General features: G+C 72.5%; 8 protein-coding genes. 6 read left to right on the top strand and 2 right to left on the bottom strand.

The window, feature by feature from the left end; genetic code table 11:
- Positions 1–397: glycogen-binding domain-containing protein (locus KDM41_14885; protein MCB1184711.1), on the bottom strand; the 397-nt coding region annotated here is incomplete at its 3' end.
- Positions 398–628: 231 nt separating this feature from the next.
- On the opposite strand from KDM41_14885, the gene KDM41_14890 reads away from it, so the two are divergent.
- From KDM41_14890 to KDM41_14900, 3 genes are all read left to right on the top strand, one after another.
- Positions 629–2,512: a hypothetical protein gene (locus tag KDM41_14890; protein MCB1184712.1), complete on the top strand. Its 1,884-nt coding sequence runs from the start codon at positions 629–631 to the stop codon at positions 2,510–2,512.
- An 89-nt stretch (positions 2,513–2,601) separates the two neighbouring features.
- A complete protein-coding gene (ugpC, locus tag KDM41_14895) occupies positions 2,602–3,696 on the top strand; it encodes a sn-glycerol-3-phosphate ABC transporter ATP-binding protein UgpC (protein ID MCB1184713.1) in 1,095 nt (364 codons plus the stop codon).
- Between the two features lie 10 nt (positions 3,697–3,706).
- Positions 3,707–5,989, top strand: a complete 2,283-nt coding sequence (locus tag KDM41_14900; protein MCB1184714.1) for a hypothetical protein — start codon at positions 3,707–3,709, stop codon at positions 5,987–5,989.
- Between the two features lie 4 nt (positions 5,990–5,993).
- Here the strand turns inward: KDM41_14900 and KDM41_14905 are convergent, their stop codons facing one another.
- Entirely contained in the window at positions 5,994–8,825 is a 2,832-nt protein-coding gene (locus tag KDM41_14905; protein MCB1184715.1) for a hypothetical protein, read from the bottom strand.
- A gap of 164 nt (positions 8,826–8,989) precedes the next feature.
- Here KDM41_14905 and KDM41_14910 point away from each other — a divergent pair, with 164 nt between their 5' ends.
- From KDM41_14910 to KDM41_14920, 3 genes are all read left to right on the top strand, one after another.
- Positions 8,990–9,733: an SDR family oxidoreductase gene (locus KDM41_14910; GenBank protein MCB1184716.1), complete on the top strand. Its 744-nt coding sequence runs from the start codon at positions 8,990–8,992 to the stop codon at positions 9,731–9,733.
- A 34-nt stretch (positions 9,734–9,767) separates the two neighbouring features.
- On the top strand, positions 9,768–10,724 hold the full coding sequence (locus tag KDM41_14915) for a glucosaminidase domain-containing protein (GenBank protein MCB1184717.1): 957 nt from the start codon (positions 9,768–9,770) through the stop codon (positions 10,722–10,724).
- A gap of 208 nt (positions 10,725–10,932) precedes the next feature.
- A partial coding sequence (locus tag KDM41_14920; GenBank protein MCB1184718.1) for a hypothetical protein occupies positions 10,933–11,461 on the top strand: 529 nt, incomplete at its 3' end.

Below are 11,461 nucleotides of genomic sequence, written 5' to 3' on the forward strand. Positions count from 1 at the left end.
CCGGCGCGGGCGCCGCGGCCCCGGCCAGACCACCGGCGGCGCCGGCCGCCGCCGCCGCGAGCGCCGTGTCGCCGTCCTTGACCGTGAGCACCGAATTCTGTCCGCCGAAGCCGTCGTCGGCCGTGGCGCCGTTGTTCGCGTCGGGCACCCAGTTCCCGTCGACCACGAACTTGTACTGGTAGGTGCCGGGAGCCAGGTCGCGGGTCAGGGTCCAGACGCCGTCCTGGCCGGACATGGGGTCGGCGCTGTCGCTCCAGTTGTTGAACTCGCCGGCCAGGTACACGGCCGCGGCCCCCGGCGCCTCGTGGCGGAAGGTCACCTCGGCGGCCTGGGCGGCGCCGCAGGCGACGAGCGCCAGCAGCAGGGACGGAAGGATTCGTTGGGCGGTCCGGGGCATGTCGCGGTCTCCTCGGAAGGGTGCGGGTCGGGTCGGGGCGGGGGCGCCCCGCAGGGCCCGGTGAGCGGTCGGTGCCGGTCCCGGGCGGGGTGGCCGATAGTACCAGAACCGGGTCCGATTGCAATCTCCGCGCGCCGCCGTGACCCGGGTCCGGAATTGTGATATAATGTGAGACTCGACCACCCGCCATCGCCCTCGGATCCCGCCCCAGGCGGAAAGGGAGCCCCGTCCATGCTGTTCCGTTCCCGCTGCCGCCCCACGCGGCGCAGCGCCCGGGCCCTGCCGGTCCTGCTCGCGGTCCTCGCCCTGTTCGCCCTCGGCTGCACGGAAACCCCGGCTCCGGTCGCCCCCCCGGCCACCGACGGCCTGGCCAAGGTCCGCACCGACACCTTCGAACTCGTGGCCCCCGACCTCGACTCGGTGCACGTGGCCGGTTCCCTCAACGGCTGGGCCGACCTGGACCCGACCTGGGCCATGACCGTCGAGCCCGACGGCATGACATGGCGCCTGATCCGCTCCGTGCCCGACGGGCTCTTCAGCTACAAGTACGTGCTGCGCAAGGGCGCCGCCTCGACCTGGATCACCGATCCGGCCGCTCCGGAGATCACGCCCGACGGCTTCGGCGGCTGGAACGGGCTGCGCGGCCGCATCGTCACGGCGCCCCAGCCCCTGCCCGCTCCCATCGACCGCACGCGACTCGTGATCTACGAGATGAGCCTGAACGACTTCTCCCTCGCCGGCAGCTTCGCCGGGGCCATCGCGGGCCTCACCAGCGGCCCCGACCTGGCCGACCTCGGCGTCAACGCCATCGAGCTGATGCCCGTGTCGGCGCCGTCGTACAACGGCTGGGGCTACGACCCCGTCGTCCAGTACGCCCCCAATCCGAGCTTCGGCTGGCCCACCACTTTCGCCAGCCTGGTCGACGCGGCGCACGCCCAGGGCATGGCCGTCATCGTCGACGTCGTCGTCAACCACATGGCCGGCAGCGCCGCCCTGCGCCAGATCGACGACTTCACGGGCGTGAGCACCTACACCACCACCGAGCCCAACCCGTGGGGCCTGGTCGAGCTGAACTGGACCAACGCGCACCTGCAGCAGCACATCCTGGACGCCCTGTCCCACTGGGTGAACACCTACGGCGTCGACGGCTTCCGCTTCGACTACGTGGGCGGCGAGCCCTACAGCACCTGGTCGTGGCTGCGGAACAACCTCGTGGCGCGCCACCCGGACCTGCTGCTCATCGCCGAGGACTTCAACTACCCGGCCAACGCCGTCACCTACGGCTACGACGCCCAGTGGGGCGGCAACCACACCGACGCCTGGGGCGGCGGCGGCAACAACTTCTGCCAGGTGATGGCCACCGCGCTGAACATGAACGGCTTCGCCTGGCGCGGGCAGACCTTCACCTCGGTGGGCGCCTTCGGCGTGCCCTACAACAACATGTGGGCCGTGGCGAACGTGATCTCGGCCAACGCCGTCTACGCGGGCGCCGCCACCGGCGACGGCTTCAGCGACGTGAAGTTCCTCGAGAGCCACGACGAGAACCGGATGGCCTGGTCGGTCGACGCCCTCGGCAGCGTGGGCGCCCAGGCCCAGGGCGGCGCCCACCGCGCGCACCTCGGCGCCGTCATCTCGCTCACGAGCGTGGGCATCCCGATGCTGTACAACGGGCAGGAGATCGCCGCCAGCGAGTACCGGCCCGAGGGCACCGCCATCCAGAAGATCAACTGGAACGCCGGCGACGATGCGGTCCGGCGCACGTACCGCTACCTGATCGGCCAGCGGCTGACCCATCCGGCCCTGAACACCGAGAACGTGGCCTTCCTGTGGCGCGCCGGGAATCTCGACAACAGCGAGTACACGATCACCTACACCCGCGGCTCGACGGCCGATCCGTCCGCGCACGAAGTCGTGGTCGCGGCCAACTTCGACGTGGTCGACCACGCCTGGACGATCCCCTTCCCCAGCGTCGGCACCTGGATCCTGTACGAGCCGATCCTGCCCTCGCTGCTGCCCGTGCACTACGAGACCACCGATCAGGCGGTGACCGTGCCCGCCGGCACCGCACTCGTCTGGTTCCGCGAGGACGGCACCACGGGTGTGCCCCTCGACTGACGACCGGTTTCGCGTGACCATCGCCGCCGTCCTGTGGTAGTGTCCCCGCCACCGCAGGACGGCGTTCTTTCGACAGGGAGCGGACGGATTTGGCCCAGGTGAGACTCGAGCAGGTGCGCAAGACCTACCCCGGCGGCGTCGAGGCCGTCGCCCCGATGGATCTGGAGATCGCCCACGGCGAGTTCACGGTCCTGGTCGGCCCCTCGGGGTGCGGCAAGTCCACGACCCTGCGCATGGTGGCGGGCCTCGAGGAGGTCACCGGCGGCACGATCCACATCGGCGACCGCATGGTCAACGACGTCGAACCCCGCGACCGCAACATCGCCATGGTCTTCCAGAGCTACGCGCTGTACCCCCACATGAGCGTGGCGGACAACATGGGCTTCGGCCTGAAGATGCGGAAGAAGAGCAGGGACGAGATCCGCTCCCGCGTGGCCGAGGCGGCGAAGGTCCTCGGCATCGAGAACCTGCTCGAGCGCAAGCCCCGCGCCCTGAGCGGCGGCCAGCGCCAGCGCGTGGCGCTCGGCCGGGCCATCGTGCGCGATCCGGACGTCTTCCTCTTCGACGAGCCCCTGAGCAACCTCGACGCCAAGATGCGCGTGCAGATGCGCACCGAGATCGCCCGCCTGCACCACCGCCTGGGCGCCACCATGATCTACGTCACCCACGACCAGACCGAGGCCATGACCCTCGCTGATCGCATCGTCGTTCTGGCCGGCGGCGGCATCGCCCAGGTCGGCGCACCGTTGGAGCTTTACGAGCGTCCGGTCAACGAATTCGTGGCCCAGTTCATCGGCAGCCCGGCCATGAACTTCCTGCCCGGCCGCCTCGTGCGGCGCGACGGCGGCCTGGCCCTGGCCTGCGCCGACGGTGCCACCGTGTGGCCGCTGCCGGCGGGCTTCGCCCCCGACGCGGCGCTCCTGGACCGGGACCTGCAGCTCGGCATCCGGCCCGAGCATCTCGACCTCGACACCGACGCGCCGGGGCTCACCGCTCCGGTCCAGGTGGTCGAGTCGCTGGGCAACGAGACCCTGGCCTACTTCGAGGTGGCCGGACGCCAGATCACCGCCCGCGGCGACGGCCAGCTGCAGGCCGCCGTCGAGCAGCCGCTGCGGCTGTCGTGCCGCCCCGACCACATCCACCTCTTCGCCGCCGACGCGGGCGGCGCCAACCTGCTCCTGTGAGGTCCTCGCCGTGAAGATCGTCTGCCTCGGGATCCTGCTGGGCGTGGCGGGGGCCGCGGCCGCCGCGACACCCGCGCCTGTCGCGCCCCGCCTCGAAGAGATGGCGCTGACCGTGACGCCCGCCCACCCCCGCGAGTACATCTTCAGCGACAAGGGCGCCGCCCACCTGGCCGGCGAATGCGTGGGCGAGAATTCCCGCAGCTACCACGGCTTCTATGTGGCCATGCACGAGGTCGTCGACGGCTGGACCCTGCGCCTGGAGGACGGCACCGAACTGGGCCCCGCCACCGTGACCGAGGCCATCGTCACGCCCGACCGGCTGGTGCGCCGGCACACGCTGCCGTCGGGCGAGGTCGTCACCGAGACGGTGACCCTCTTCGACCGCGAGAACGGCTTCAAGGTGGGCTACGACGGCATCCCCGGCGGGCGTTTCGCCTTCCGGCCGCGCATCGACATGCGCTTCCTGTGGAAGGTGTCGCGGCCCGGCTACGACGTGCGCTGGGAGGACGGCACCCTGCTCGCCTGCCGCACCGACCGGGTGGGCGAGGCCCCGGATCCGGCCCACCCCGCCTGGCTGGCCATCGCCGCGGCGGGCGTGAGCGGTTTCCAGGCGGCGCCCGAGTACCTGGACCGCACCTACCCCAAGGGCGTCGCGCGCAAGGCCATGGACAAGGCCTCGCCCTGGGTGCCGGGCGACCTGGTCGGGCACATTCCGCCGCGCATCCCGTCGGGCCGGCTCGAGGTCTTCTTCGCGGCCGACGTGGACGCCGCCGCCGCCGCCGCGCGCGCCCGCCGCCTGCGCGAGCAGCAGGTCGACCTGGCCGCCGCCCGCAGCGAACGCCTGCAGCAGCTGGTCGACGACAGCGCCATCACCACCGGCGTGCCCCGCGACGACATCGCCCTGGCCTGGACCCGCGTCTCCCTGGACAACCTCGTCATGAACCAGCGCGGCCCGGGCATCTACGCCGGCTTCTACTGGTTCACCACCTACTGGGGCCGCGACACCTTCATCACCCTGCCCGGCGCCTGCATCACCAGCGGGCAGTTCGCCGAGGCCGAGACCCTGCTGCGCTCCTTCGCCACCTTCCAGGACACCGACCCCGCCAGCGCGCGCCAGGGCCGCGTGCCCAACTTCGTCACCGTCGACCAGGTGCAGTACGCGAGCATCGACGGCACCTGGTGGTTCGTGCGCGCCCTGGACGAGCTGTGGCGCCAGGCCGGCGACGACGCCTTCGCCGCCGAGATGGCCCCGGTCGTCTTCCGCGCGGTGGACGGCGCCCTGGCCCACGCCGTCGACGGCGAGCACTTCCTGACCCACGGCGACGGCGAGACCTGGATGGACGGCGGCGGCGAGGCCCACCCCTACTCGCCCCGCGGCAACCGTGCCGTCGAGGTGCAGGCCCTGTGGCACCGCGGCCTGCTGACGGCCGCCCGCCTGGCCGCCCGGTTTCCCGACGTGCCCGGCGCCCGCGCCGACTACGCCGACCTGGCGGCGCGCCTGGCGACGAACTTCCACGCGAGGTTCTGGGACGGGGAACGTCTCGTCGATCACCTGAACGTCGACGGTTCGCAGGACACCCAGCTCCGCCCCAACACCCTGTTGGCCGTGCTCGCCTCGCCGACCCTCTTCGACGCGCCGCAGCGCGCCGCGATCACCGCGGCCGCGGCCGATCTCGTCCGGCCCTGGGGCGTGCAGTCCCTCGCCGCGAGCGACCCCTTCTTCCACCCGAAGCACCTGGACCTGGCGAACTACTACTACGACGAGGCCTACCACAACGGCGACGTGTGGCTGTGGCTGAGCGGCGCGGCGGTGTCGGCCCTGAACGATCCCCGCGAGGGCTTCGGACAGACGCGCATGCTGCTCGACGAGGCCCTCGACGAGGGCGCGGTGGGCACGATCCAGGAGATCCGCGACGGGGCGCAGGCGGCGCGCAACGACGAGTTCGGCGGGGCCACGAGCCAGGCCTGGTCCCTGGCCGAGGTGCTGCGCAACGTAGTGCAGGACTACGCGGGCCTGCGGGTCGACCTGACGGCCGCTCCGCCGCTGATCGAGGTGCGCCCGTCGGTACCCGCAGCCTGGCCGGACCTGGCGGTGCGCACGCGGATCGGGGAGCACCCGTGTCTGCTCGCGCCCGGCGCCGACGAGCGCGGCCCGGCCCTGTGGTTCCCCGACGCCGTGCCCGACGCCTGGCGCTTCCGCTGGATCGGCCCGGACGGGGCCGCGCGCGCCGGCCGTCTCGAGATCGACACCGACGCCCCGGCCGGCTGGAATCACCGCGTCCGCTGGGACTGAGTCCCTACTTCACCAGCACCAGCCGCGCCGCCGGGACGTCCCTGCCGGCCACGCGCGCGAAGTAGACCCCGCTGGGCACGTTGCGTCCGGCGGCATCGCGACCGTCCCAGGTCACCATGCCCACACCTCCGCTCACCCGCGCCCGCAGCGAGCGCACGCGACGTCCCGCCGCGTCATGCAGATCCAGGGTCGCCGCCCCGTCCGCCAGACCCGTGATCCGCAGGTTCGCCCGCGCGTTGAACGGCGACGGCCACGCGTCCACCCGCGCAGCCACCACGCCCGGCAGGGGCGCCGCCGAGGTGCGCAGCGCCACCGGCGCGAACTCGGCCGCGTCGAGGTCGCCGTTGGCGTCGCCGCTCGCCGGCACCTGGGCCAGGAGCGCGCCCGCGTCGGGCGAGGCGTACCGCGCCGCGCTCACGAAGACGTCGGCGGGCCAGCCGCCCGGGAAGAGGGCGTCCAGGTCGACCGTGCCCTCGAGCACGGCGCCCGCCCCCATCTGCAGGCCCGGATCGTCGAGCACGGCCTGGGCAGCGTCGAACCAGCCGGTCCAGCCGTTGCCGCCCTCGCGGGCCAGGAAGCGCGTCCAGCCGGCGCTCGTGCCGGACTTGGCCCAGGGCGCCGCCACGGTCGGCGCCAGGTCCGCGGACAGCAGCAGGAAGGTGTCGTCGCCGCCCACCAGATCGGTGGCCAGATAGAGCAGGCTGTCGCGCACGGCGGCCCACAGGGAGGCGCCGCCCGCGCTGGCGACCAGGTTCACGTCGGCGTCCAGGGCCCCGTCCATGACGAAGGCGCCGTCGCCCCCGCCCCCGCCCCCCGCGTCGCCGGTGCCCACGTACACGTGCTGGATGGGCGTGCGCTTGATCAGCCCGTTCGCGTCCTGGGCCTCGACGTAGTAGTCGAGCAGCACGTCGCTGTAGCCCGAGAGCTCGAGCCAGTACTGGTCGGCGATGGCCGTCGGCAGCACCGTCAGGTCGACGCCCGCCATGTCCCAGGGCTCGCCCAGGGGCATGGCCCGGTGGGTCATGGGCAGGGCCGTCCAGGTGCCCACGCCCGCGCCGCCCGCGTAGGTCTCGTTGGCGGTGGTGGCCGCATCGTTCACCCCGTCGGCGTCCTCGCGCACCATCAGGTCGACCCGCACCAGGCCCGACACGTCCGCCGCGAAGGTCCACACGTGGAAGGCCGAGGTCATCGCGGCCCCCTCGCCACCGGGCCAGCCCCACAGGGCCCCGCCCCCGCGGCCGCCCGGATTCCAGGGCAGGCGCTGGGGCAGCCACACCGTGGGCGCCACCGTGTCCGTGCCGCCGGCGACGACCGGATCGGCCCACTGCAGGGCCTCGTTGCAGGCCAGGGTCGCCTTGATCTCCATGTCGAGCGAGGTGCCGTAGTACATGTAGCCGCTTTCGTAGCCCGCGAGCAGGAAGTGCCACGCGCGCTCGGCGTCGGTGGCGGCGCCCGTCGGCTCGGCGACCTCGGCCGGATCGACCGGCCCCTGGATGGCCGCCGCCGTCTCGACGCGGTTCTGGGCCGCGGTCAGCACCGCCCAGTTGCGTTCGTCCTCGGCCCAGCCGCCCGGGATGTCGAACTGGCCCGACGCGTCGACCAGCGGCCAGTTCCAGTTGATGTACTGGGGCGAGCCGAAGTCGCCGTCGGCGTTCACCCACCCGCCGTCCTCCACCTTCACGACGTCCGTCAGGGGCACCGGGAACTCGTCCAGGTAGGTGGCCACCGTGGTGGGCGTGTAGCCCTGGTTCGCCGCCGCGTGGGCGAAGCCCGTCACGTTCTCGTGGTAGTAGCTGTAGCCGCCCGACCAGGCGTTGTCCCCGTCGTGGGCGAAGAGCACCAGCATGGGCTGCGCCGGATCGTTGCCCGCGGCGATGGCGTCGACGCCGCCGGTGCCGAAGAGCCCGTAGCCCTCCTCCCAGCCCATGGCGTTGGCCGCCGGCACCACCACCAGCTGCGCGACCGCGCCCGTGGCCGGATCGACGTGCTGCGCCCGGTGCGGCGTGAAGCCGTACGGGTAGGGCACCTTCAGGGTCACGCCGCGGCTGATGGAGTGGTTGGTCCAGCTGGCCTGGGCGGGGTTGAGCTGGTCGGCGCGGTTGGGCGGATCGCAGTTGTCCTGCCCCGCGTCGTAGGGGTAGTTGGCGCACGCGCGGGCTATGTGCAGGTCCGGCACGATGGTCCAGGTCACGCCTGCGTCCACCAGGGCCGGAATGAGCCGCTCGCTGAAGCACATCTCGGCCGGGAAGAAGCCCGTCGCGACGGGGCCCGCGCCCCAGGCGTCGCCCCAGATCTCCCGGGCCGTGGCCAGTTCCATGCGGAAGGCGTTGTCGTCCATGAGGGGCCCGATGGCGTGGTGGAAGCCCACCAGCACCGGCTCGAGGCGGCGGAAGCCCCGCGAGGTCGTCCACCCCATGGCCTGGCGGTAGGGGGCGTACCAATCCGGGGCGTAGCGCCCCCCGTTCCAACCCGCCGCGGCCAGGCCGCTGATGTTCTCGATCAGGGCGCCGGCGAAGCTCACCTGGGCGCCGGCGTCGGGCAGGTCGAGCACCGACTGGATGGCGTTGCGCGGGTAGCCCTGGTAGTCGCCCACGCGGTCGTCCGAATTGAAGATCGTGAACTCGTCGTTCTGGCTGTGGCCGAGCGTGATGGTCTCGTAGGCCGTCTCGTAGCGGCCCGGGTTCCAGGTGCTCTCCACCGGCCAGTAGATGGGCTGGTGCATGTGCCAGAGATAGGTCGTGTGGGGGCCGGTGCCGGCCGGGGCGGTGCCGGCGGCGAACACGAGGGCGGCGCAGCAGGCGAGGGCGGCCGGGGCGAGGCGGCGAAGTCGGGTCATCGGTGGCGATCCTCGGGTTGGGGTGCGGGCACGATCATACCACGCCGGCCGGGTCGCGCGGTATCCCGACCCGCGCGAAACCGGGGTTGCGGCCCGGAAGGACCGTGCTAGAGTGGGCGGACGGAAATCGGCCTGCAACGCCCGGCAAGGAGACCACCGTGAGCCTGAACGGAAAAACCGCCCTCGTCACCGGCGCCAGCCGCGGCATCGGGGCCGCCTGCGCCCGCCTCCTGGCCGCGCGGGGCGCCGCCGTGGCCGTCAACTACGTGCGCAGCGCCGAGCGGGCCGAGGCCCTCGTGGCCGAGATCACCGCCGCCGGCGGCCGGGCCCTGGCCGTCCAGGCCGACGTGACCGACGCCGGGCAGGTGGCGGCCATGGTCGCGCGCACGACCGCGGAACTCGGCGCCCCGGACACGCTGATCCTCAACGCCGGGCCGGACGTGCCCTTCAAGGGCGTGCACGAGCTGACCCAGGACGAATTCGAGACCAAGGTCCTGCGCGAGATGCGCAGCTTCTTCCTGCCGGCGCAGGCCGTGATCCCGGCCATGATCGCCGCGAAGCGGGGCTGCATCGTGGGCATCAGCAGCGCCCTGTCGCGGTACCCGTCGTACGGCTTCGCAGCCCACACCACGAGCAAGTCCGCCGTCGACGGGCTCATGAAGTCGTTCGCGTTCGAACTCGGCGCCCACGGCATCCGGGTCAACACCGTCGCGCCGGGGCTGACCCGCACCGACGCCACGGCCCACATGCCGGCCGAGGCCGTGCAGGCCATCACCGCCATGACGCCGCTCGGGCGCGTGGGCGAGGCCGAGGACGTGGCCGGCATCGTGGCCGCCCTCGCCGACGACGCCACCGCCTTCGTCAGCGGCGCCTACATTCCCGTCAGCGGGGGGATCCAGATGCCCTGACGGGTCGGGCAGGACGATCGGAAGGAGCGGTTCCATGCGAAACGGCGTGCTGGCAGCGGCGATCATGGTCTGCGTGGCGGGCGGCGCGGCGGCGGATACCCATCGCCACACCGACGACTGCTTCACCCACGGTGCCCACGCGGTCCCCGACACCTTGGCGTTCGCCGACCTCGCCACGATCCGCGACTACTTCGCCGCCGCCCACTACACCCTCGACGACTGGAACGCCGGCGAGCGCTCGGTGCCGCGCTACTACCTGGCGCGGGTGCCGAGTCGCTGGCGGCACGATGTGGCGCCCGGCCTGCCGGTGCATCTGAAGAAGCGGTACTTCTTCTTCGCCTACGCTCCGCTCGTCCTGGAATGCAACGAGGACATCGCCCTCCTGCGCGATCGCCTGGTGGGACTGCACGGCGCGGACGCCCTGTCGCCCGCCGACGAGGCCTGGTTGCGCGACCTGGCCGCCACCTACCGCCTCGACGTGGCGCCGGACGCCGACCTCGGCCCCGACCTGACCTCGCAGCTGCTGCGCCGGGTCGACATCGTGCCGGCCTCGCTGGCCCTGGCCCAGGCCGCGGTCGAGAGCGGCTGGAGCACGTCGCGCTTCGCCGATCTCGGCAACGCCCTCTTCGGCCAGTGGACCTGGGGCGACGACGGCATCACCCCGGAGCAGCAGCGCGACCACCTGGGCGATTACCGGATCAAGGCGTTCGCCACACCCGAGCAGTCCATCGCCGCCTACATGCACAACCTGAACACCCACCCCGGCTACGCCGATTTCCGCGAGCGGCGCCATCGGCTGCGCGCCGACGGCAAGCGCCTCAGCGGCCGCGAACTCGCCCCCGGCCTGACCGCGTACTCCGAGCTGGGCCAGGAGTACGTCGAGACGCTGCTCTCGGTGATCCGCGTGAACCACCTCCCCGCGGCCGACGACGCCTACCTCCGCGACATGAAGCCGGTCATGCTGGTGCCGGTGGGAGAGGGATCGGACTAGATCGGGCCCGCGGCGGTGATCCCGGCCGCCGCCGCCCCCCCCCGCTTCGCCCCGTTCTGATAACGGATTCCATTCTCACAAAAGCGCCGTAACCTAGCGCAACACTTGCAATTACGCCGACGATCCTCTACGGTTGGGTCGGCGTTGCGCGCCCGGCCACCCCGCCCCTCCGTCGCCGTCCCGAAGCCCGTGAAAGGACCGGTCCATCGTGCGGAAAGCCCCTTGCGTCATCCTGGCTGCGGCACTGACCCTGCTGCCGACCGCCCCCCCGGCGCGGGCCGCCGATGCGCCCACGTCGTGGCAGGTCCATTTCCGCTCGACGTCCTACGGCCTGCACACCCAGGACACCGCTGGCGGCGACGAAGAAAGCCATCTGCTCACCTACCAGACCCTGTCGGGCGGCGTCCAGCGCCTCGGCGCCGACTGGCTCGACCTCAGCGGGACGTGGCGCTACGCCGGCGGCGACGCCCCCGCGGCCCACCTCATGCCCAACGAACAGCGGCTCTACGGCGCCCTCGCCGAAGCCCGCGTCGCGCCGGACCTGACCGTGCGCGCCGGCCGCCGCTTCCTGCAGGCGGGCGTGGCGAGCCTCTTCCTCGACGGCGCCAGCGTCGACTGGCGCGGCGGACGCACCTGGCAGGCCACGGCCTGGGGCGGCGGCGCCGCGCCGCAGCGCCTCGAACGCATGGCCGACTTCGACCAGGACGCGGCCGCCGGCGCGCAGATCCGCTGGCGTA

Source organism: bacterium, from assembly GCA_020440705.1.
Lineage (GTDB): Bacteria > Krumholzibacteriota > Krumholzibacteriia > LZORAL124-64-63 > LZORAL124-64-63 > JAGRNP01.

What these genes read in the sequence shown, in the direction of transcription:
- KDM41_14890 (MCB1184712.1), top strand. Translation starts at nt 629, where the DNA reads ATGCTGTTCCGTTCCCGCTGCCGCCCCACGCGGCGCAGCGCCCGGGCC.
- KDM41_14905 (MCB1184715.1), bottom strand. Translation starts at nt 8,825, where the DNA reads ATGACCCGACTTCGCCGCCTCGCCCCGGCCGCCCTCGCCTGCTGCGCC.
- KDM41_14915 (MCB1184717.1), top strand. Translation starts at nt 9,768, where the DNA reads ATGCGAAACGGCGTGCTGGCAGCGGCGATCATGGTCTGCGTGGCGGGC.